General features: G+C 63.9%; 18 protein-coding genes. 4 read left to right on the top strand and 14 right to left on the bottom strand.

Features of this window, described 5'->3' with window-relative positions; genetic code table 11:
* Window positions 1–275 precede the first annotated feature (275 nt).
* Complete coding sequence (locus AX672_RS19020; RefSeq protein ID WP_231731196.1) at window positions 276–1,148, bottom strand: hypothetical protein; 873 nt, start codon at window positions 1,146–1,148, stop codon at window positions 276–278.
* A gap of 451 nt (window positions 1,149–1,599) precedes the next feature.
* On the opposite strand from AX672_RS19020, the gene AX672_RS07300 reads away from it, so the two are divergent.
* Window positions 1,600–2,892 carry a tyrosine-type recombinase/integrase gene (locus AX672_RS07300; protein ID WP_066650431.1) on the top strand — a complete coding sequence of 431 codons (1,293 nt, stop codon included), beginning with the start codon at window positions 1,600–1,602 and terminating at the stop codon, window positions 2,890–2,892.
* 215 nt (window positions 2,893–3,107) lie between these two features.
* Here the strand turns inward: AX672_RS07300 and mobA are convergent, their stop codons facing one another.
* The 11 genes from mobA to AX672_RS07355 all read right to left on the bottom strand — a co-directional run bounded on the left by mobA (window position 3,108) and on the right by AX672_RS07355 (window position 17,624).
* Window positions 3,108–3,728 carry a molybdenum cofactor guanylyltransferase gene (gene mobA / locus AX672_RS07305; RefSeq protein WP_066529959.1) on the bottom strand — a complete coding sequence of 207 codons (621 nt, stop codon included), beginning with the start codon at window positions 3,726–3,728 and terminating at the stop codon, window positions 3,108–3,110.
* The gene (cobA, locus tag AX672_RS07310) at window positions 3,712–4,548 is read right to left on the bottom strand and encodes a uroporphyrinogen-III C-methyltransferase (protein ID WP_081095201.1); all 837 of its coding nucleotides are present in this window, start codon (window positions 4,546–4,548) and stop codon (window positions 3,712–3,714) included. Before cobA ends, mobA begins: the two co-directional genes overlap by 17 nt.
* Entirely contained in the window at window positions 4,545–7,115 is a 2,571-nt protein-coding gene (locus AX672_RS07315; RefSeq protein ID WP_066529961.1) for a nitrate reductase, read from the bottom strand. Before AX672_RS07315 ends, cobA begins: the two co-directional genes overlap by 4 nt.
* Before the next feature lie 11 nt (window positions 7,116–7,126).
* Window positions 7,127–7,468: a nitrite reductase small subunit NirD gene (gene nirD / locus AX672_RS07320; protein WP_066529964.1), complete on the bottom strand. Its 342-nt coding sequence runs from the start codon at window positions 7,466–7,468 to the stop codon at window positions 7,127–7,129.
* Window positions 7,465–9,984 (bottom strand): nitrite reductase large subunit NirB, encoded by a 2,520-nt coding sequence (nirB, locus tag AX672_RS07325; RefSeq protein WP_066650432.1) that lies wholly within the window; start codon window positions 9,982–9,984, stop codon window positions 7,465–7,467. The genes nirD and nirB overlap by 4 nt, the downstream gene beginning before the upstream one ends.
* Window positions 9,985–10,020: 36 nt before the next feature.
* A complete protein-coding gene (locus AX672_RS07330) occupies window positions 10,021–11,232 on the bottom strand; it encodes a hypothetical protein (protein ID WP_066530003.1) in 1,212 nt (403 codons plus the stop codon).
* A gap of 161 nt (window positions 11,233–11,393) precedes the next feature.
* On the bottom strand, window positions 11,394–13,079 hold the full coding sequence (locus AX672_RS07335) for an ABC transporter ATP-binding protein (RefSeq protein WP_066650434.1): 1,686 nt from the start codon (window positions 13,077–13,079) through the stop codon (window positions 11,394–11,396).
* A 10-nt stretch (window positions 13,080–13,089) separates the two neighbouring features.
* Window positions 13,090–14,154, bottom strand: coding sequence for an ABC transporter permease (locus AX672_RS07340; RefSeq protein WP_066529970.1), 1,065 nt, complete (start codon window positions 14,152–14,154; stop codon window positions 13,090–13,092).
* A gap of 37 nt (window positions 14,155–14,191) precedes the next feature.
* On the bottom strand, window positions 14,192–15,637 hold the full coding sequence (locus AX672_RS07345) for a CmpA/NrtA family ABC transporter substrate-binding protein (protein WP_231731197.1): 1,446 nt from the start codon (window positions 15,635–15,637) through the stop codon (window positions 14,192–14,194).
* Window positions 15,638–15,837: 200 nt separating this feature from the next.
* The gene (locus AX672_RS07350) at window positions 15,838–17,046 is read right to left on the bottom strand and encodes an ABC transporter substrate-binding protein (RefSeq protein WP_066529973.1); all 1,209 of its coding nucleotides are present in this window, start codon (window positions 17,044–17,046) and stop codon (window positions 15,838–15,840) included.
* Window positions 17,043–17,624, bottom strand: a complete 582-nt coding sequence (locus tag AX672_RS07355) for an ANTAR domain-containing response regulator (protein WP_066529975.1) — start codon at window positions 17,622–17,624, stop codon at window positions 17,043–17,045. The genes AX672_RS07350 and AX672_RS07355 overlap by 4 nt, the downstream gene beginning before the upstream one ends.
* A 448-nt stretch (window positions 17,625–18,072) precedes the next feature.
* On the opposite strand from AX672_RS07355, the gene AX672_RS07360 reads away from it, so the two are divergent.
* Window positions 18,073–18,513, top strand: coding sequence for a hypothetical protein (locus AX672_RS07360; protein WP_066650436.1), 441 nt, complete (start codon window positions 18,073–18,075; stop codon window positions 18,511–18,513).
* Window positions 18,506–18,715: a helix-turn-helix transcriptional regulator gene (locus AX672_RS07365; RefSeq protein ID WP_066650438.1), complete on the top strand. Its 210-nt coding sequence runs from the start codon at window positions 18,506–18,508 to the stop codon at window positions 18,713–18,715. The genes AX672_RS07360 and AX672_RS07365 overlap by 8 nt, the downstream gene beginning before the upstream one ends.
* Window positions 18,716–19,035: 320 nt before the next feature.
* On the opposite strand, the gene AX672_RS07370 is transcribed toward AX672_RS07365, so the two are convergent.
* Together AX672_RS07370 and AX672_RS07375 are read right to left on the bottom strand one after the other, a co-directional pair.
* Window positions 19,036–20,073 carry an IS110 family transposase gene (locus AX672_RS07370; protein WP_066650446.1) on the bottom strand — a complete coding sequence of 346 codons (1,038 nt, stop codon included), beginning with the start codon at window positions 20,071–20,073 and terminating at the stop codon, window positions 19,036–19,038.
* Window positions 20,074–20,227: 154 nt separating this feature from the next.
* Window positions 20,228–20,860: a tyrosine-type recombinase/integrase gene (locus tag AX672_RS07375; RefSeq protein ID WP_066650447.1), complete on the bottom strand. Its 633-nt coding sequence runs from the start codon at window positions 20,858–20,860 to the stop codon at window positions 20,228–20,230.
* Between the two features lie 260 nt (window positions 20,861–21,120).
* Here AX672_RS07375 and AX672_RS07380 point away from each other — a divergent pair, with 260 nt between their 5' ends.
* Complete coding sequence (locus AX672_RS07380) at window positions 21,121–21,996, top strand: hypothetical protein (protein WP_066650450.1); 876 nt, start codon at window positions 21,121–21,123, stop codon at window positions 21,994–21,996.
* Window positions 21,997–22,006: the final 10 nt, after the last annotated feature.

Genomic DNA, 22,006 nt, shown 5'->3' on the forward strand with positions numbered 1-22,006 from the left:
GACAATCAGTACCATTTGGCTTCTGACCGGATCGGGCTCCTCATGCACGCGCATGGGCGGATAGATCGGCCTGCGCGGTGCTTTGAGCAATTTGTTGCGCTCACGCGCGGGGAACTGCGCGAGAAAGGGCAAGGCGCTCTCGACTGGCGGCGCTTGCCGCCGCGCCAATCTGCACCCCGGGCACCAAGAACCGCTGTGCGCCGAGGCGCATGGACGTCTGATATCTGGAACCTGCTTCAGGCTTTCGGGCATGTCTCGCGGCGCCGGGAGGCGCGTCACTCCGCATCGCTATCGGACGGCCCAGTTCGTCCCGAGCGGGCAAGCACCGCGTCAGCAGCGGCCATGGCTGCATCGAATTCATCGAGCGCCTCTTGGCTGAATGGCGACGGGCTTGCCTGAGTTTGGGGCACCGTAGGACAGGGGGCATCGAGCGCGATGCTGTGAAGATACGTGCCATTAATGCGCTCTTTCGACAAAAGCTTGGCCTTGGCGAGCTTGCCCAGCATGTCACGCGCCCCGAGCCTCGAGGCGCCAAGAACGCGCTCGATCTGGCGCGAACTGAGCGGCCCTACTGCCAGCAGCAGCGCCGCCAGTTCTGGAACCCGCGAAGTGCTGCGCAGCTTAGGGAGGTGGTCCTCGAGCGTACGAAGCTGCACCAAGGTTTCGTCGAGCAGCTTCGTAAGCGCCTGCGCTGCCGTTTCGATCGCGCTGGCAAGCGCTTCGTGACGTTCTTCGGGCTCAAGGTCCCTTCGCAACGCGGCGAGCGGTAAGGCGCCGGGTAAGGGCAGGAACCGTAAGGCCCCAAGATCATCGGTCAAGGCTCCGCCCAAGGCGAGATCAATTGCCCAGATGGGGCTGGGTTCGGCCGTGCGTTCAACGACCCGGGCGAAGGCACCAAGCTCGAGGCGGGTTCGCAGCCGCTCGCGCGGAGCAAAGTGCGGATCATTCGCCGCCGCGACCGCAAGCCGTGCAAGATCGCTCGGGTGTCTGGCGCATACGCTCGATGCCAGCGCCCGGCCCGCCGCAACGGTGGCTTCGGTCGCGGCGCGCTCATCGTCCGAAACGCCGTCAGGAGCCGCGCGCAGCGCCGCCTGTGCAGCGCGTGCGGCGGCAGCGATCGGCGCGAGGGGATTGTCCGCGAGCGCCATGAGGATCGCTTGCGCCAGCATGCGCGGTGAGCGCGCTCCCATTGGCGCTTCAAGCGCGAGTGTGTCGAGGCCTGCGCGCCACTGCGCATAGCGCGTCGGGGTGAAGGCGTGGTGTTCGCTGCGCAGCGCATGGCGAACCATCACGTCAACGAGGCGATGGGCGAACTGCGAAAGAACCGGGGCAGGGGCGAGGGTAAGCATGCCGGCGAGGCGGCCGAGCGCCAGGGCTGCACGTTCGTAACCTGCCGAATAATATCCAGCGGCGAACTTTTCCAGGATCGGGTCGTCGAAGCGCACGGCCGATGTATACTGAAATGCAAATAGTGTTACAACACGTGGTGGTCTGGCTGAAGATCAACTATCGATAATTGCATAGTATCGATAGTGACATTGCCATTTTTGCGGCTATGTTCGTCACGTGAGCCGACAAAACCTCCCTTTCGCCAACCAAATGGCCTCGCTCGATACGCCAGCGGCGGTCACCATCATCTCCCCGGGAAAGGCTGCCTTGCCGCAGCGCCAGGCCGGCCGCGCAATCGACCGCATCGGCCAGCTTACCGAGCTCCTTTCAGCGCTCACCGCCCCTCGGCATGGCATCGATACCCTGAGCTATCGCAAAGCGCTCGAGGCGCGCAGCGCAAACACGGTCAAAGCGCTGGCCAATGACCTTGCCTGCTTTGCCTCCTTCTGCCGCAGCCAAGCGGGGCCCGGCTTGCCGGCTAGCGCGTCCATGGTGGTCGCCTATTGCGAGCACCTCGAGGCGCTGGGCATCAAGCCCGCCACAGCAGCCCGGCGACTTACCAGCTTATCGGTGATCCATGGCTTCCTCGGTGTGGCCTCACCGGTGCGCGAGCCTGTGGTGCGCGACACCATGGCAGGCTATCGGCGCCGTCAGGGTACACGCCAGCGGCAGGCGGGGGCTCTGCGATTTGGCCTGGGCATCGAAGCCGCGCTGGCGCTGCGTGGCGAGGATGAGGCAGCAGGAAAGGGGGGGCACACTGGCCGGGCCGCCTTCACTCTCACTGCTCTGCTGGCCGCCTGCGACACGGATCCGCCGGGTCTGCGTGACGCAGCGCTGCTATCGCTCGGCTACGACACTGGCCTGCGCGTTGCCGAACTGGTCCGGGTAACGGTCGAGCATATCAAGCAGGCGGAAGATGGCAGCGGTGCCGGCACTCTGTTCATCCCCACATCTAAGACCGATCAGACCGGACAAGGCGCACACGCCTGGATTTCTGCGGAAAGCATGCGGCGCATCGCAACCTGGCTCAAAGTTGCCGATATCCGGTCGGGCGCGGTGTTCCGGCGCGTAGGTGTCCAGCGCCGCAAGGCGCGCGGGGCCCTGAAGCCGGTCGCGATCGGCACCCTCAGCCCCAATGCACAACTCACCGAGGAGCGCCTCTATGGGCGCAAGGCCGAAGCGGCACAGATCGCTTATGTCGTCGGCGAGCAGGCTATCACCGCGGCAGCGGTGCGGCTTATCCTCAAGCGAACCGCGTTCCGCGCCGCTGATCTGGGCCTGGTCGAGCTCTATGGAAATGCGCTTGAGGCGGCCATTGCACAATTGAGCACCCACAGCCTCCGGGTGGGCCTCACGCAGGACCTGTTCGCCAGCGGCGCCGATGCCGGGCCGGTTGCACAGGCTTTGCGCTGGACATCCACCGCGACAGCACTGCGTTACGGGCGCGAACTGGCCCCCGCCAGCAACGCCACCGCGCAGATGCTGCGGGACATCCGCCGGTAGCAAGCGCGATCGCCTTTATGGATTACGACGCTTGAGACTGATGGCGAGGGGCGAGAGGTTCTCACCGCGACGGGGGTCTTGCAGCCGGTCCAGATGATCGTAGATCTTCCCATACCGGACAGGCAGATCTAACGGGATTCTCGCTAGAAGTTGCCATTCTGCAATCGACCCCATATCGGTCACTAAAGCGCTCGGATGTTGGGGCATGTCTCAGCTTATGGCGGTCCGATTGCGGTTCTGTGCGCGACAGAAGCCTGCTCGGCAGCGCGAAGGTCATCGGGGGTGTTCACATTCAGAAATGGGTCAATCGCATCCGGCGATGCCTGAAATTCTGCGACCCGTGCTTGGCAGCTTTCGGCCCAACCGAACACCGAACGTTTTCCCGAGGCCAAATAGTCATGAAGCGCGCCAAGATCATTGGCGGGCCACAAGGCGTTGACAGGGTGCGGCCGCCCAAGGGACGCGGCAATGGCCGGGGCGCCGGTTCGCAAAAGAGTGGCGACGAAGTCCATTGGCAGATGCGGCTGATCGACGGCCACCGTGACGACCTGATCAAGCCCGACATCTCTCGCCCAAGACATCGCCGCATACACTCCGGCGAGCGGACCTGCTTCGGGCCATTGATCGTCGGCGATGACCTTCAGACCAAATCGCGCGTACTGATCAAGATCGTTGGCGTTGATGATCATCGGCCCGGTCGTCTGAGCGCGGATCCGGTCGATGACATGTTCCAGCAACGGCTTGCCGTGCAGATCGGCGAAAGCCTTGTTGGCCCCGAACCTGCGCGAGGCTCCTCCGGCAAGAATGCAGACACCGACTTCAGAGATCCTGCCCACCCACCGACCCATGCACTTGCAACATGTCCTGTACCTTGGCGGCCAGCGTAGAACCAGATTCCTTGCCTTGGGCGACCGGGTGCACGGCTTGCATGGCCTTGCCGATCAGGATCATCGCCGGGCCATCGCCGAGAACGGTGCGGGCCGCCAGTGGCAACATGGCGAGGTCGGTGGCAAACTGTCGCTCATGAGGCAGGCTGACGTTCTCGATCAGGATGACGGGTGTGTCGGCGGCAAGGCCCGCATCGCGCAAGCCCCTGGCGATATGCGGGGCGGCATCCTTGCCCATATAGACCGCCAGTGTCGCTTCGGGATCGGCGAGCGCCTGCCAATCGAGATCGGGCACCGCGCCGCGCTGGGTGTGGGCAGTGACGAACACCAGCCGCCGGGCGAGCCCGCGCAAGGTTAGCGAGGCTACCAGCGAAGCGGCCGCTGCACTGGCGGTGGTGACACCGGCACAAACCTGAACTGTGACGCCGGCATCGCGGCAGGCTTCGATCTCCTCGGTCGCGCGGCCGAAGATTGACGGATCGCCCCCCTTCAACCGGACGACTCGCTGACCTGACAGGGCGGCCTTCACGACAGAAGCGCAGATCAGCGGCTGCGGGGCCGAATGCCTGCCCGCCCGCTTGCCGACGCTGATGCGTTCGACATCGGGCGGCACCAGTGCCAGCACCGCCTCGCTCACCAAGGCATCGTGGAAGACGATGTCAGCGGCCCTGATCAGACGTTCGGCCTTGCGGGTCAAAAGCTCTGGATCGCCCGGCCCTGCACCCACCAGCCAGACCGATCCTGCCGGAAAATCGGCGTGCATCGTCATTCTGCGGCCTCCTTCAGATCAAGCTGCGCGTCCGCGATCATCCGCGCGATGTGCGGGCGGCATGATCCGCAATTGGTGCCCGCACGAGTGGCATTGCCGATGCAAGCGACGGTCGCAGCGCCGCCCGCCATGGCGGCGGTGATTTCGCCTTCACCGACATCGTGACACACGCAGATGATGGCGCCGCGATCCGGCCCCGCCTCACGCGGGCGACCGGCAAGCATGGCAACAGGGTCTGCCACCGGCGCGCCGAGCTGGGCGGCGATCCATTCGCGCGGCGGCAGCGCTCCCTTGCGGGTGATGAACAGCGCGGCGGTGAGCATCCCGGCATCATCGCACACGGCAAAGCGCCGCATGCCCTTGGCGGCGTAGGCCACTTCGCTGCGGGTGCCTTGGGGGAGGAGGGCATCAGGGTCAGCCTCTTCGATGCCGCCGAGTTCATAGAGCCAGCCATGCTCCACCCGCGAGCGCACCCAGTAGTCGCAATCGGGGGTGGCAAGCGGCGCGCGCTCCACCAGGAAGCCGCGCCAGGCGAGGTCAGCGCGCGCGATGCGAGCCGGTGTATCCTTGAAGCCGGGCTGGCCCGAGAGCGGATCAGTGTCGGCGCTGGCGAGCCTGCCGGTGCGTCCGGTGTGCGGTGCGGCGGTCAGGTCGGTCCAGTGCATCGGCACAAACAGCCCGCCGCGCCCCTGCCCTGCGCTCAACGTGGCACGGTAGAGGCTGGTGCCCGCCGGGGTCGTGACCTTGCACAGATCGCCCTCGGCAATCCCGGCAGCGGCGGCATCGGCAGGGTTGATTTCGACCAGCGGCTCACGCCGGTGATGGGCGAGCTTCGCGCTGAGTCCGGTGCGGGTCATGGTGTGCCACTGATCGCGATACCGCCCGGTGTTGAGGCGGAGAGGAAAGGCGGCATCAGGCACGCGCGGCGCGGGCGGGGTGAGGGCGATCAGCCGGGGCTTGCCGGTGGGCGTCGGGTAGCCATCGGCCAGGGGATGCGCGCCGCCCCAGCGCAAGGGCTGCATGGCCTCATAGGCGGCGTCAGAGAGATCGGCCTGCGCGCTCAGATCAAGCTTGCGCCCGCGCGCGGCGGCGAGGGCGGTCATGGCGGCATATTCGCGGAACACGCTGGCTGCGTTCGGGTAATCGAAGGCCGCGCCGTGGCCCATCGCAGCGGCGACATCGGCGATGATCCGCCAGTCGGCGCGCGCTTCACCCGGCGCTTCGAACAATGCGCGCTGGCGGCTGATCACGCGTTCCGAATTGGTGACGGTGCCATCCTTCTCCCCCCAGCCCAGCGCGGGCAGGCGGATATGCGCGAAGCGCGCGGTGTCGGTATCCTCCAGCACATCGGAGACCACCACCGTCTCGCAACCGGCAAGCGCCTCGCGAACCCGGCCCGCATCGGGCATGGACACCGCCGGGTTGGTGGCCATGATCCAGATGAATTTGACCTCGCCCCGGTGCACGGCCTCGAACAGATCAACCGCCTTGAGGCCGGGCCCCTTGGCGAGCCGGTCAGTCTGCCAGAAAGCGCTGACCGCCGCGCGCTCCTCATCCGAAAAGCCCAGATGGCAGGCGAGCATATTGGCCAGCCCCCCGACCTCGCGCCCGCCCATGGCATTGGGCTGGCCGGTGATGCTGAACGGCCCCGCGCCGGGCCGGTTGATGTGCCCGGTGGCAAGGTGGAGGTTGATGATCGCATTGCCCTTGTCAGTCCCGCTGCGCGATTGGTTCGCGCCCTGGCTGAACAGGGTGATCATGCGATCAGAGGCAGCGACCATCGCCAGCAGATCGGCAATCAGCTGCGGGTCGATCCCGTGCTCGGCCGAGCGGTTGTCCCAGAAGCCATCGGGCACCTCGCAGCGCGCCTCCACGCCAGCGCGATCAACCGCAAGGCTGGCGAGCAGCGCATCGAACAGCGCGACATCGCCATCGGGGGCGATCGGGATGTGGAGATCGGCGCGCTCGGCGGTTTCGGTGCGGCGCGGGTCGATCACCACCAACCGGGTGCCATGCGCCTCACGCGCGCGCTCGATCCGCTGCCAGATGACCGGGTGGCACCATGCGGTGTTGGAGCCCACCAGCAGGATCAGATCGGCAGCATCGAGATCGTCATAGGTGCAGGGCACCACATCCTCGCCGAAGGCGCGGCTGTGCGCGGCCACCGCGCTCGCCATGCAAAGGCGCGAATTGGTGTCGATATTCCCCGAACCGATGAAGCCCTTCATCAGCTTGTTGGCGACGTAGTAATCCTCGGTCAAAAGCTGGCCCGAGACATAGAAGGCAACGCTGTCCGGCCCATGTTCGGCAATGCAGGCCTTGAGGCGCGCTGCGACTTCGGCAGTGGCATGGTCCCAGCTGACGCGCTGGTTGCCGATCATTGGGTGGAGCAGCCGCCCCTCCAGCGCGACTGTCTCGCCCAGATGCGTGCCCTTGGAACATAGAGCACCGCGATTGGCGGGGTGGTCGGTATCGCCCCGGATGGTAACGGCGCGCGGGCCGGTCACCTCGGCCGCGATCCCGCAGCCGACGCCGCAATAGGCACAGGTGGTCTTGATCGGAGCCACCGCCTTGCCCCTCAGGCCCCGGCCCGCGCCATGATCGCCGCCCGGTCGAGCCAGATCATCCCGTCTTCGACCTTGAGCGGGATGGTCGGCGTGCAGCCTTTGTCCCCGCCCAATGCCTCGCCCGATTGCAGCGAAATGCGCCAGTTGTGCAGCGGGCACGAGACGCTGTCGCCGTGGACGATGCCTTGCGACAGCGGGCCGCCCTTGTGCGGGCACTTGTTGACCAGCGCATAGAACGCCCCGCCGATGGTGTGGAAGATCGCGATTTCCTCCGCGCCCTCGACCGGCACGGTTCCCGCCATGCCCGGCTCAATCGCACCAACCGCGCACACGCTCACCCAGTCCGCGCTCATTTCGCCGGCTCCATCGCCTTAAGGATGCCGTCAGCGGGCGGCCCGGCGGTGATCCGCCCGACATGGCTGTGCAGGTCCGCCCTGTCGCCAGCCGCGCGCTGCGCCCAGGGGTCGTCCTGCATGAACTGCTGCGAATAGTGGAACCGCGCAGCGAGCGCCTTCACTGCCCCCGGATCATCGTAAAGCTGCGCCTTGATCCATTCGAGACCCTTGCGCTCCAACCACGGCGCGGTGCGTTCCAGATACCAGGCATCCTCGCGGTAAAGCTGGACGAAGGCGGCACAGTGTTCGAGCGCTTCTTCCTCCGTCGCGACCCGGGTGAGCAGATCGGTGGCGCGCACCTTGATCCCGCCATTGCCGCCGATGTGGAGTTCATAGCCGCTGTCGACGCAGACCACGCCGAAATCCTTGATCGTCGCCTCGGCGCAATTCCTCGGGCAGCCGCTCACTGCCATCTTGAACTTGTGCGGCATCCAGCTGCCCCAGCTCATCTGTTCGAGCTTGACCCCGAGCCCGGTCGAATCCTGCGTGCCGAACCGGCACCATTCGCTGCCGACGCAGGTCTTCACCGTGCGCAGGCTCTTGCCATAGGCGTGGCCCGAGACCATCCCGGCGGCGTTCAGGTCAGCCCAGACGGCGGGCAGATCTTCCTTTTTGATCCCGAAAATGTCGAGCCGCTGGCCGCCCGTGACCTTGACCATGCGCGCGTCGTATTTCTCGACCACGTCGGCAATCGCGCGCAGCTCGCGCGGATTGGTGATCCCGCCCCACATGCGCGGGACGACCGAATAGGTGCCATCCTTCTGGATGTTGGCGTGCATCCGCTCGTTGACGAAGCGGCTTTTCTGATCGTCGACATATTCGCCGGGCCACGCGCACAGCAGGTAGTAATTGAGCGCTGGGCGGCACTTGGAGCAGCCATCCGGGGTCGACCAGTGGAGTTCCTGCATGACCTGCGGGATCGACCGGAATCCGCGCTCCACGATCGCGGGGCGCACGTCATCGTGGCCGAAGCTGGTGCAGCCGCACAGCGTCTTGGCGCTTTCCTCGACCCCGTCGCCCAGCGTCAGCGCGAGCAGGCGTTCGACGAGGTCCGTGCACGATCCGCAGCTGGCTGACGCCTTGCACCCGGCGCGCACCGCATCGAGGCTCGCCGCGCCGCCGGTGATGCAGGCGACCACCTTGCCCTTGGACACGCCGTTGCAGCCGCAGATTTCTGCGTCGTCCGAAAGTGCTGCAACGGCGGCGTTAGGGTCCGCGAGCGCGCCCCCGGCGGCGAAGGCCTGCCCGAAGATCAGCGCCTCGCGGATGTCGGAGACGTCCTGCTGCTGCCGGAGCAGATCGAAATACCAGTTGCCGTCCTGCGTATCGCCATACAGCACCGCGCCGACGACGCGGTCGTCCTTCACCACCACGCGCTTGTAAATCCCACGCGCTGCATCGCGCAGGACAATGTCCTCGCATCCCTCGCCACCGCTGAAGTCGCCGGCGGAGAAGACATCGACGCCCGAGACCTTGAGCTTGGTCGAGGTGACCGAGCCTTCATAGCCCTTGGGGCTGGCGGCCAGCCCTGCGGCGAGCGCGCGGCACATCTCCCAGATCGGCGCGACAAGGCCGTAGCACGCCCCGCGATGCTGCACGCATTCGCCCACGGCAAGGATCGCCGGATCGCTGGTGACCATGTCGTCATCGACGATGATCCCGCGCTCGACCGCCAGCCCGCTGGCCTTGGCGAGAGTGCCGTTGGGCCGGATGCCGACCGCCATGACCACCAGATCGGCGGGGATTTCGGTGCCGTCCTTCAATCGGACGCCGCCCACGCGCCCGTCCTGTTCGATGATTTCGGCGGTGTCCGCACCGGTCAGGATCGTCATCCCCCGGCCTTCCAGCTCGGACTTGAGGAGATAGCCCGCCGCCTCGTCGAGCTGGCGTTCCATCAGGGTGGGCATCAGGTGAACGACCGTCACTGCCATGCCGCGCAAGCTGAGACCGTGCGCCGCTTCGAGCCCGAGCAATCCGCCGCCGATCACCACCGCCCTGCTGCTGGTCTCGGCCGCGGCGAGCATCGTCTCGACATCGTCAAGATCGCGGAAGGTGACGACGCCGGGCAGATCCTTGCCCGGCACCGGGATCACAAACGGATCAGACCCCGTGGCGATCAGCAGCCGATCATAGCTTTCGATCCGCCCGCCGCGCGAGACCACCTGCTGTGCGGCGCGATCAATATGCACCACCGGATCGCCGCTGACGAGAGTGATGCCATTGTCGGCATACCATTCGGCGGTGTTGATCACGATCTCATCGAAGCTCTTCTCTCCCGCCAGCACGGGGGAGAGCATGATGCGATTGTAATTGACCCTTGGCTCTGCCCCGAAGATCGTGATCGCCCAGCGGTCCGGTTCGAGCGCGAGGATTTCCTCCACCGCGCGGCACCCGGCCATGCCGTTGCCGATCACGACAAGCCGTTCCTTGGCGTCAGCGTGGCGGGGTGCCGGGATGCTGGTTTGCAGGTTCACTTGGGTTCTCCGTTGATGCGGGGCAGAGCGCCGGGCTCAGAAGCTGACTTCGGCCTGGAGGGTGAAGCGGGTGGTGTCGGGGCCGAAGCCTTGGGTCTGGTAGTTGCCGTATTTCGCCAGCAGGCCGACATCGCCGATCTTGAAGCTCACCACACCGTCGACTTCGGTGCCGTAATCCAGCCCGCCGAAGTCGCTGTCGAATTCGTGATAGGTCGCCTCTACGGTCAAGCCGCTGGGCAAGCCCTTGATCGCGAACTTCTTCGAAAGGCGGACGTTGCTGTCGCGCACGCCACCCGCCGGGGTGATGAGGAACAGGTCGGCATAGCCTTGGAAGGCGTGGGCCGTGGCGAGCGGGGTCTGGAACGCGGCGCGCCCGCCATCGCTGCCCAGCTCTTCATACTGGGCGCGCAAGGTGAAGCCCGCGTAGGCCACGCTGCCTTCGGCGAGGAAGTAATCCGCGCTGAAATTGACCGGGTTACGCCCGGTATCGCGCTCGTTGGCGTAGCCGCCCTTCAGGCCGATCTTGGCCTTGCCGGCCGGGATCGTCGCGGTGACGGTCGCGCCATAGGTCTGGCTCGAAAAGGCAAGGCGGGTGTCGTAATCATACTCGTAGCGGAAGGCGACGATGCGCACCGGATCGAACACGGCGGCGACCTTGGTTAACAGGAAATCGCCTTCGAATTCCTGGTTCGGGCTCTTCGATCCGAAGATCGTGCGCTGGCTGATGGCATAGGTCTGGTCGATCTCGACCGGGCCGAGCTTGCCGATCGCGCGCACTGCATCGAAGGTCTGCTCGTTCTGCCGCCAGATGACGTTGCCGATGAAGCGCGCGTTCTCGTGGATGATCCGCTGGCGGCCCACGGTGGCGGAGAAATCCTTGGCGGCATAGCCGATGCTGAGCCGGTTGAGCTCGGTCGTGTCGGGATCGGCGATGACGGGGAAGGGCTCCACCCCGTTGCCGGGGATGGTGTCGTTGAAATCATCCTCCAGTGCGCGGGTGAACTCGCCCTCGGCAATCAGCGAGAAGCCTTTTGCCTTCAGCTCCGCCCCCAGGCGGGTGTGGACCGTGATCGAGGTGGCGGTGTCCGGGAAGTTCGACTGGTCATTGGTTTCCAGCCGCAGCCGCGCATCGACAATCGGGTCCAGAGTAACATCCTCGCCGATCTTCTGCGGGGCAAGTGGCCCGGCCAGCGCGGGCGTGGAAGTGACGGCAAGGACAGCGGCACAGGCGAGAAATTTCGAACGCATCAAGACCCCCTTTGCGCCGCCGTTGAGCGGTCGCATCGTGCTAACGGGAAGCCGAGCATCGTTGCCCGAACAGTGGTGACCCATGCGGGCCGCCGGAGAGGCGTGGCTGACAGAGCGCGGCGCCATTGCCGCAACTCACCACGTGGAAGCGGTGGGCCCGGTCAGGCAGCTTTGGTCGCCGGGCCGTGGTCATATTCGGCAAGGAATTGCAGCACCTCCTGCCGGTATTGGTAGAACTGCGGGTGTTCGAGCAGCTCCTTGCGATTGCGCGGGCGAGGCAGGTCGACCGTCAGGATCTTGCCGATCGTGGCGCGCGGCCCGTTGGTCATCATCACCACCCGGTCAGCCAGCAGAATCGCCTCGTCCACGTCATGGGTCACCATGATCGCGGTCACCTTGGTGCGGTTCCAGGTTTCGACCAGCACGTCCTGCAAATCCCAGCGCGTAAGGCTGTCGAGCATCCCGAAGGGCTCATCAAGCAGCAGCAGCCGCGGTGAAAGCGCGAAGGCGCGCGCGATGCCAACCCGCTGGCGCATCCCGTTCGACATTTCGGCGGCCATCTTGTCCGTGGCATCGCCAAGGCCGACCCGGTCGAGATAGTAATCGATGATGTCGGCCCGCTCGGCCTTGGCGGCGTGGGGGTAAACCCGCTCCACCCCCAGCGCGACATTCTCGCGCGCGGTCAGCCAGGGCATCAGGCTGGGGGCCTGGAACACCACCGCCTTGTCGGGCCCTGCGGCGGTGATCTCGCGGTTGTCGAGCACGATCCCGCCGCCGCTGATCGCATTGAGGCCTGCCGCCATCGACAGCACAGTCGATTTGCCGCAGCCCGAATGGCCGATCAGCGAGATGAACTCGCCCCGGTCCATCAGCAGGTTGAAATCCTCGACCACCTTCAGCGGGCCCTTGGGGGTGGGGTAGACCTTGTCGAGCCGGAAAAACTCCAGATAGCGCTTGTCGACCGCACTGCGGGCCGCATCGCGATAGGCCTGCGGCGGGGGCGCAAGGTCGAGCGGGGTGACATTGGGCAGGGCAACCGTGCTTTCGCCCACGCTGCCGCTCTGCTCATTCAGCGCGCCGAGATAGTCGACGATCTCCTTGCGCAGCCGCTGGTAGGTGGCATCGGCGTTGACCCCTTCGCGGTCGCGCGGGCGCGCCACATCGACTTGCCAGATCTGACCGATCCGCGCGGCCGGTGCCGGAGTCAGCACCGCCACCCTGTCTGCCAGCAACAAGGCCTCGTCCACATCATTGGTGACAAGCAGGATGGTGCGGCCCTCCTCCTTGCGAATACGCTCGATCTCGTCCTGCAGTTTTGCGCGGGTGAGCGCGTCGAGCGCCGAGAGCGGCTCGTCCAGCAGCAGGATTTCGGGCTCCATCGCCAGTGCGCGCGCCACCGCGACCCGTTGACGCATCCCGCCCGAAAGCTGCGCGGGCTTGCGGTCCATTGCGTGGCCGAGCCCGACCAGCTCGACCTTCTGGCGCACCAGCGCGCGGCGTTCGGCCTTGCTGCGGGTCTTGTGGACCGCATCGACCGCGAGTGTCACGTTGCCTTCGACCGTAAGCCAAGGGAACAGCGAATAGGACTGGAAGACGAGGCCCCGTTCCCGGTCAGGCCCGTCAATCGGCTTGCCCCGCAAGGTCATGGTGCCGCCGTCCGGCTCCACCAGCCCGGCGAGCGCGCTGATCAGCGTGGTTTTGCCTGCCCCGGAAAAGCCGAGGATCGCCACGAACTCGCCCTCGGCCACATCAAGGTCGATGCCGCCCAGCACCTCGGTGACGCCGCCGGTCTTGCCGACATAGGACTTGGTAAGGCCGCGCAGGGAAAGGAATGGAGTGTCGCTCATGCCCGCCTCCTCAGACCGTGCGGTTCTTGGAGACGAGGCCTTGCAGCGCCATCATCACCCGGTCGAGCAGGAAGCCGATCAGCCCGATCACGATCACCGCGAACATGATCCGCGCGAGGCTCTGCGAAGAACCGTTCTGGAACTCGTCCCACACGAACTTGCCAAGGCCCGGGTTCTGCGCGAGCATTTCCGCCGCGATCAGCACCATCCAGCCCACGCCCAGCGACAGGCGCATACCGGTGAAGATATAGGGCAGCGATGCCGGCAGAACGAGCTTGGTCAGCTTGTCGAACCAGCCCAGCCGCAGCACCTTGCCGACATTGAGCAGGTCCTTGTCGATCGAACTGGTGCCGACCGCCGTGTTGATCAGTGTCGGCCACAGCGAACACAGCATCACCACCAGCGCCGAGATCACAAACGCCTTGGGCAGCAGCGGATCGGCGCTGGTGATCATCGCCGAAATCACCATCGTGACAATCGGCAGCCAGGCGAGCGGGCTGACCGGTTTCATGATCTGCACCAGCGGGTTGATCGCCGCGTTGAACCGCTTGCTCAGCCCCGCCATCAACCCGATCGGCACCGCCAGCAGCGTTGCCAGCGCAAAGCCAAGGGCAACGGTCTTCAGCGAGGTCAGGATCTGGTCGAGGAAGGTCGGCGATCCCGAATATTCGAAATCGCTGATCGCCGCGACATTGCCCGATGCTCTTGCTGCGGCATTGCTGGCTTCCTGCTGGGCATAGAAGGCCGCTTCGGCATCGTTGGCTGCGGCATATTCGCCGTAGAGGCCCGCGCCTGCCTTGGCGACCTCGAACGGCCCGGGAAGCGTGCCGAGCGAGGTATCGACCTGCGGAGCGAGCAGCGCCCATGCGCCGAGGAACGCCAGAATCCCGATCACCGGCCACAGCAGGGCAAGTGCCTGCTCCTTGACCTTGGCCGCAAGCGGGTTGCCAGCGGGTGCCTTTTCCGCAGGCATTCCGGCAGCTTCGTCATCGGTCGGAGCGGTCATTGATGCCGCGCCGGTCTTGTCCGCGGGTTCTGAGGCATCGGACAGGGGTTGTGCATATGCGGTGGCCATGATGGGGATCCTCGAGAGGGAAGGATGTCGGGCAAAATCAGCCGCCGGTGACACCGGCTGCGGTGACCTTCTGGCCCTGCTTCAGGCCGATCGGGAACTTGGCGAGATAGGCATTGGGCTTGGAGCCATCGAAGGTGACGCCATCAATGAAGCCGCCCTGTTCGCCGCGAAAGCCGTTGGTTTCGGGGACGCTGTCCGCAGGGATCTTGCCATCGGCCACCAGTTTCTTGGCAGCGGCAAGGTAAAGGTCAGGGCGATAGACCGCCTTGGCGGTATCGAAATACCACTGGTCGTCCTTGTCGCTGGCGATCTGCCCCCAGCGGCGCATCTGAGTGAGATACCAGACCGCGTCCGAATAGAACGGGTAGCCCGCATACTTGTCGAAGAAGATGTTGAAGCCCTTGGCTTCGCGGGTATCGCCCGGCGCGAAGGTGAATACCCCGGTCATCGATGCCGCGATCACCGCTGCATCGGCGCCCACGTAGTTCGGGCGGCTGAGGATTTCGACCGCTTCCTTGCGGTTCTTGCCCCCGTCAGCATCAAGCCAAGCTTGCGCCTTGATGATCGCGCGCAACAGCGCAGCAGTGGTCGCGGGGTTCTTTTCGGCAAAGTCCTTGCGCAGACCCAGCACCTTCTCCGGGTTGTTGTTCCAGATTTCGTTATCGGTGATAATCGGCACGCCGATCTTCTTGGCGACCGCCGCCTGGTTCCACGGCTCGCCCACGCTGTAACCCTCGATCGTGCCCGCTTCGAGGGTTGCTGGCATCTGCGGCGGCGGGGTGACCGACAGCTTGACGTCCGCCCCGACCACGCCCTGCACATCACCTTCGGTGTAGTAGCCGGGGTTGAGGCCCCCGGCGGCGAGCCAGTAGCGGATTTCGTAATTGTGGGTGCTGACCGGGAAGACCATGCCCATGTTGAAGGGCTTGCCCTCGGCCTTAAACTTGGCGACGACCGGCTTGAGCACGCTGGCCGGGATCGGGTGGGTGGGCTTGCCGCCCGCATCCTTGGGCAGGCCCGGTTCGATCATGCCCCAGACCTTGTTCGACACCGTGATGGCATTGCCGTTGAGATCGAGGCTGAGCGGCGCGATCAGATCGGCCTTGGTCCCGTAACCAATGGTCGCGGCAATCGGCTGCCCGGCGAGCATGTGCGCCCCGTCCAACTGTCCCGCGATCACCCCATCGAGCAGCACCTTCCAGTTCGCCTGCGGCTCAAGCGTGACGTTGAGGCCTTCCTCGGCAAAGAAGCCTTTCTCCTTGGCGATGGCGAGCGGCGCCATGTCGGTGAGCTTGATGAAGCCGAGCTTGAGGTTGGGCTTCTCGATTGCGCCATCGACCGTTGCGGCCACGACATTCTCGCCCGAACCATCCGCCGATGCCCCGCATCCGGCGAGCGCCACACTGGCTAGGACCGCAGCGATCAGCCCGCGCCGGTCGAATGAGAAGTGCCCCTTGATGTGCCGGGTGGGTGTCATTGTCATTGGTCCTTTCGCCCCGAAATCGAACGCAAAAAAGCCGCCTCGTCGCATCCCCGGACAGGGACAAAACGGGCGGCGTCGTTGCCACAAATTTTTCGCATCACGCGAGGGAGAGTACGATTCCTACGTCGGAGCCGTGTCTCGCGTACGAATCGAATAACCCAAGTTGATGGAAATCGCAAACCCCCTTTTGCGCCGCAGCATCATTTTTGCGATGCAATATATTCCGGGAGGCGGTCGGGATCGAAACTGATGCCGTCGAAAAAGGTGTTGTTTTCCATAAGCATCGTGCCCGCGTGGGTGTGGGCTTCGAGCGCCTGCGACAGGCTCCCTTCGACCTTCGAGCTCGACGTCGGCAATTGTCCCGGCATGTCGCGCAGAGCGCTGCGATAAACATCCGGGCGGAACACCCGCGCGGCGGCGTTCGCCTGCCCGGCATCATATTCCAGCCCGTCCCAGCGCACCAGCTGGCTGTAGAGCCATTCCGATTGGCTGACCCATGGGAAATTCGCTGCTTCCCGGTGCTGGAACATGAAATCGGGATAGTGCCGCGCCGCCTCGCCCTGCTTAAGCACAAGCCGATCGGAGATCGCGCGAAGCAGCAGCGTGGCGGAGGCATCGCAATATTCTGGCCGGGCGAGGATCGCGGCATTGGTTTCCCAGTTGGCCGGATCGACAAAATGCTCGCCCGCCCGGTGCATGGCGCGGATCAGCCCTTCGACCGACGGGCGGATTTCCTCCAGCCGCTCGGTCCGCAGCGCCAGCACCTTCTCCACCCCGCGCCGCCAGATTTGCGCCGTGGCGAGCACGATTTGCCCCACGCCCTTGTCCACTGCGATCGAATTCCACGGCTCGCCCACGCACGACCCATCGATCTCGCCCGCCGCCAGCGCGTCGGCGCTGAAGGGCGGGGCGACGGTGACGATCTCGATATCGACATCGGGCCGGATGCCGCATCCGGCCAGCCAATACCGCAGCATGTAATTGTGGCTGGAATAGCGATGGACGACCCCGAAGCGCAGCCGCTCCCCCGCATCGCGCCGCCGGGCCGCAAGCGCCCTCAGCCGCCCACCAAGTTCGGTGGGATCGGACAGCGTGCCATCGCACCCAAGTTCCTGCGCAAGCCGGTTCGAGACCGTAATGGCATTGCCATTGAGCCCCAGCACAAACGGCGCGGCAATGCTTTGCGCCGGCCGGCCGCGGCCCAGCGTCGTGGCGATCGCCAAAGGAGCCAGCATGTGCGCCGCATCGCTGTGCCCGTAGAGCAGCCGGTCCAACACCGTCGCCCACGAAACATCGCGCACGAAGCTCAGCTCAAGGCCCTCTTCTGCGGCAAAGCCATGTTCCTGCGCCAGGATCGGTAGGCACGCATCGATCAGCGGCAGAAACCCGATTGTCAGCCGCTCGGTCATTGCCCGTCTCCCATCAGCTCATGCGCGGTCACGACGGCTTCAGCGATGTCGATGATGCGCCGGTTGGTCGACATCGCCTTCTTGCGCAGTTCGGCATAGGCCGCCGGCTCACCGATGTTCCTGGTTTTCATCAGGATGCGCTTCGCCTTGTCGATCGTATCGCGCTCGGCGAGCTTGCCTTGCGCTTCGGCCAATTCATGCTGAAGCCGCGCGAAGGCATGAAACCGCTGGATCGTCATCTTGAGCAGGGGCGCGATCCGGTGGGCCGACAGCCCGTCCACCACATAGGTCGATACGCCTGCGTCGATCGAAGCGGCAATCTGGTCGTCATCGCTGCGATCGACGAACATGGCGATCGGATGATCGAGCGCACGGCTGACGGCGAAGTATTCCTCAAGCACATCGCGAGAGGGGTTCCCGAGATCCATGAAGATGACATCGGGTGCGATCTCAGCGATGCGTGCGACCAGCCCGGTGCGCGAGGTGAGGGTGAAGATCTCGCATCCCTCGAGCGCGGACAGCCCTTCCTCGATAATCGAGGCCCGGGGGGCGCTTTCATCGACAATCGCAATCCGCATGGCGCTTGTGTGCAATGCAGCATGGAGTGATGGCAAGCCTTTAGTGCGGTAGAGGATTGCCTTGCCGCCTTTGGCGATCTTGCGGCCTGCCCCGATGCAACCGAGGCAGGCCTACAGGGCCGCAAATCCTTGCCCCCGGTTTCCGATACGCTTCCCCAGGATTTGGCGGATGCAAAGCTGCCATTCCGAATTCCACCCACGACCGGCCATGAGCGGGGCCAATGCTCGATCCTGAAAGCTGTCTTGCGGCTTTGCCACGCTTCTGAAAAATTTCCGCCCTTCAGCAACCGACCCCACAGCGGTCGTAGCGCAAATTCTGCGCGGGCGTTTGAAGCCGAGCCAAGCTGAGGGAATAAGACACGCCCTTCCCACATCGCACATTGCGCGTGCTTCTTGACTTCTGTCACCTAAAGGTTACTTGTAACCCCTAGGTTACAGGAGCGATGTAATGGTCGACGATTTTGAAACAGCTGAGCAGTTTGGCAAAACCAGAGCGCTCGCCGCGCCCTTCATCGGCGCCTTCATATTGACGCTCCAGCAGGGTGTGGTGTTCGTATGGGACTGGGGCTCGACGTCATCGGGAGCGCTGTTTCAAGTCGCCGCGTGGCTGTTCTTCGCCGTCATGATGCTGCTGCTTCTCCTCTCGGGCGGAGGTTGGTTCCTGCCCCGAAAGGCCCGGGCGCTCGCGAATGATGAACCGACAAGGGCCAATCGCGACAGAGCAGTAAGAATTGGTTTTGTCGTTGCCATCATCACTTGCTTCCTCGTGGTGGCTGTCAGTCCTTTCGATCCGCTCCCTGCACAGCGAGCTGCCCATATTGTAGCCAGCATGGGCTTAGGCACCGCCTTTGTGGCGCTCGGAATGGGAGAGCTTTCTTCCAATGGTTGAGGAATTGGCAAACACCATTAAACTCCATCGCGAATCCGCCAACCTGACCCAGATGGAATTGGCCGCGCGTATGGGTGTGAGCCGGAAGACCGTGAACACCGTGGAGAACGGCGTTTTCGCTCCTTCAGTCGTCATTGCGCTTAAGTTTGCCGATGCTCTCGAAGTGTCGGTCGAGGAGCTGTTTCAGCTTCAGATCACGTAAGCGTCCGGCGGATCAGCGGAGTTACAAATCCAGCGGTGAACCTGATACCTGCCGTTCCGAAATCCATCTGTGGACGCCCCAGAAGATGCAAGAGTAAAATCGGGTCTTGGCGGTAGTCGGATGCTGCCATCTGTCCGGCCTGTTTGCGCGGGCGTAGTGCCGCTGGCCCGTATGGGAGTTCGCGAACCGGATCCACATCACCCAGGCGTGTTCTGAGGCACTGTGGATTTCACTGGTTATCCGGTCCCGTCTCGCCGACTGTGGTGCCATACCCTCCTTCGGTCTCTTACCTCTACCGACGACCTCTGGTCCGCCTCAGCTTACGCTGCTGCCGCGACCGGAGCCCTGTAATCCTCACCCTTCATCAGGACCGCCCAGATGATCCGTGCGGTCTTGTTCGCCAGTGCGACCGTGACCAGCATGCGGGGCTTTCTGGCCAGCATCTGCTCGAACCAAGAGCCGCGCGGAGCACCACGCCTGCTGGCTTGCAGAACGACGGCGCTGCTGCCGATGATCAACAACCTTCGCAGCGTGCGCTCGCCCATCTTCGAGATCGCCCCGAGCCGCTCCTTGCCGCCGGTCGAGTGCTGCCTTGGTGTGAGCCCGAGCCAAGCTGCAAAGTCGCGGCCCCTCGCAAAGCCTTCTACGGGCGGGGCCAGCGCCAGCAGCGCGGTTGCGGTGATCGGCCCGATGCCGGGGATTGTCATCAGCCGCCGGGCTGCTTCATCCTCGCGGGCACGCCTTGCGATCTCCTTGTCGAGCAACGCGACCTGCTCGTTCAGTTGCTCGAGCTGCCCGGTCATCACCAGGAACATCGATCGTGCCGCTTCAGGCAGCGATGCGCCGATCTCCTCGCCTTCCTCGAGCAGGCTTGCGAGCACGCTCACATGCGAGGGGCCCTTAGGCGCTACCCATCCGAACTCGGTCAGATGCCCCCTGATCGCATTGATCAGCTGCGTGCGCTGGCGCACCAGCAGATCGCGGGTGCGGAACACCATGCCCGCCGCCTGCTGCTCCTCGGTCTTGATCGCGGCATAGCGCATGCTTGGGCGCTGGGCTGCTTCGCAGATCGCCTCGGCATCGACCGCATCGTTCTTGTTCCGCTTCACGAACGGCTTCACGTAAGCTGGCGGGATCAGCTTCACCTCATGGCCGAGCGACGCGATCTCGCGCGCCCAGTGATGCGCTCCCCCGCAAGCCTCGAGCGCAACAACACACCGCGGCTGTGCGGCAAAGAACTCCAGCAGCTTCGCCCGGGTCAGCCGACGGCTGAACACCATCTGCCCCCGCGCATCCGCGCCGTGGGCATGAAAAACAGCCTTCGCAATATCGAGACCAATCGTGCTAACATCTGCCATGGACGCCTCCTTCTAGTGGTGATCAACACCTCCACTATGGCACATCGATGCCGTCGGGGGGCGTCCACCCCATCACCCACTTGTTGCCGATTTGAGGAGCGTCGGACATCGACAAAAGCGGCCATCGGAGCTTGCCCGACGGCCGCCACGTTGGTCAGATTTCGATACGCTCAGCGAGGACAAGTGCATCCTCCACGTCGACACCGAGATAGCGGACCGTGTTCTCGATCTTGGAATGTCCCAGAAGAATCTGGACCGCACGTAGATTCCCCGTTGTCCGGTAGATCATGGCCGCCTTGGTTCGCCGCATGGAATGCGTGCCGTAGTCTTCACGCCGCAACCCGACTGCGGTGACCCATTCATCGACGAGCCGGGCATACTGCCGCGTGCTCATCGGTTGACCGGAATGGATCCTGCTTGGGAACACAAAATCATCGATGGTGCCGCCACGTCGCAGAAGCCATGTCGCCAGGCTCGAGCGGGCGTCTGCGGTGATTTCGAATTGCACTGGTCGGCCGGTCTTCCGCTGAATGATCATTGCGCGGTCGCGGACCTCCGATCCGGCCACGAGGTCGCCGATCTTGAGCTTCACAAGATCGCAGCCCCGCAGCTTGCTGTCGATCGCTAGGTCGAACAGAGCGCGGTCTCGGAGCCGTTCCTCGCGATCAAGGAAGAACCGGATCGCCCAAATCTGCTTCTGGGTGAGCGGCCGTTTGGTGCCGACGGTCTTGCCGGCATTCCACGAAACCCGATTTTGCATGGCTGGGTCGAGGTGTGAGTAGGTCATCTTCTTTCTCCATGGCCTTGATTGGCCAAGAGGAAAGAACGGGTGTCGCCCGGCAACATCGCCCTTGCCGTGCCAAGGCAGCGTGAAAGCGGGCTCCGCCGCCTCAGGCACGCAAAGGCAAAAGGGCAACTTTCGGGATCTCGGAGCGGGCCCGCCTTATGACCGGGAATGGGTGGTGTTCTGCCATTCGGAAGTAGGCAATTAAGCAAGTAGTAGGTTGTCCCAAGTAGAATCAGGCTTGATTATCAGGGCTTGGTTTAATGTATCGCTTCCTCCTTCTAGCGCTGGCAGCAGTCTGCCTCACAATAATCGCGCTGGCCGACGGCGAGGGAGCGACGGACATGGCTCCGAAACCGGAGCCTCCGATTTGGAATCAAAAACACACAGCGCTGCCGGCGACGCACGTCGCGCCCTTTTCACCGGGGAGTAGTTGGAGCGGACGGCTCAATCCAGCAGGGACCGTCTTCGACTCCGGTTTCAGGGCGTTCTATTTTGATCGGACCGATCCATCATTCAAGCCAATTGAACGCCAAGTCGATTTCGCTGCTCTGTCGTACAGTTACGACGAACTACAGGGTATCGATTCGAATCGCCTAGGCGCGTACTGGGTTGGGAGGGTGAAATTCGAAAAGGACACGCTACGAAGGATAAATCTATCCCTCTCGAGAGCCTCCGCCCGTCTGTTTATCAATGGTATGCTGATTTACGAGGGGAGCGAAAGCAAAAGCATCGACTATCGGTTCTCGGCAGGGTTCCACTTGATTGAAGTGGATTATATCAACAGGTGGCACACGACCAACTTTGCGGTTACCTTGGACGAGCCGTTTCCTGTTCGATCTCGTGCAGACATTACCAGTCAAATGTCGGAGTTGGATCTTTCGAACTACGATATCTACTATTTCGGTACGTATGAGAATGATGTCGCTGGCGGGCAGATCGAAATTGAGCTCCCTGACAGCTCGCGCCCGGCGATTGTTTGGCTAGATTCGTATGATATGGTCAGGTGGTCGATTGGCCTCCCAAGTAGGCCGGTCTGGGCGATCGTGGCGAGCCATGAACCAGGCTCCTCGATCACGGGCGTAAGCAAGGAGCTGTCCGTCGTCAGAACATTTGGCACAGGTCGCGGCGTAAATTAGCGGAGTGCGG

It is taken from the genome of Sphingomonas sp. CCH10-B3 (genome assembly GCF_001556185.1).
Lineage (GTDB): Bacteria > Pseudomonadota > Alphaproteobacteria > Sphingomonadales > Sphingomonadaceae > Sphingomonas > Sphingomonas aquatica.